Annotated in this window: 1 protein-coding gene; it reads right to left on the reverse strand. The window is 62.1% G+C overall.

Annotated features, from left to right (window positions below; all coding sequences use genetic code 11):
* Nucleotides 1-454 (reverse strand): transposase (locus ABD791_RS21205; protein WP_345069958.1); only part of this gene is annotated, 454 nt, incomplete at its 3' end.
* Between the last annotated feature and the right edge of the window lie 47 nt (nt 455-501).

The following is a 501-nucleotide window of genomic DNA, read 5'->3' on the forward strand; positions in this document are numbered from 1 at the left end:
CGCCGTCGTGAAGCAGGTTCCAGACGATGACGAGCAGGGCATGTTCGATCGCGACGACGGCCTTCTGCTTCCCTTGCCGGGAAACGATGCGCCAATACTTCGTATGGAGATGGTTGTCCTTCGACCAGGAAATGGCGAGGGCCGCGATCCCGAGATTTGCTTTGAGATACCGGTTCCCGGGTCTGGTTTTGGTGCTCTTCACTCGTCCCGCGGACTCGTTTTGGCCCGGGCAGACCCCGGCCCAGGAGGCGAGGTGGGCGGCGTCCGGGAACGCGTCGACGGTGGGGCCGACCTCGGCGATGACGGCGTTAGCGACCACGATCCCGATCCCGGGGATGGTGGTCAGCGCCTCCCGGGCTGCTTGAAAAGGTGCCATCACCTGCTCGGTGCGTTCTTCAATCCGGAGAATGGCCGCATCGAGGTGATCGATGTTGTCGAGGTGAATCTGGACCATGAAAGCGTGATGATCGGTGAACCGGCCGGTGAGCGCTTGGACGTATT

The organism is Glaciibacter kafniensis, from assembly GCF_039538945.1.
Lineage (GTDB): Bacteria > Actinomycetota > Actinomycetes > Actinomycetales > Microbacteriaceae > Cryobacterium > Cryobacterium kafniensis.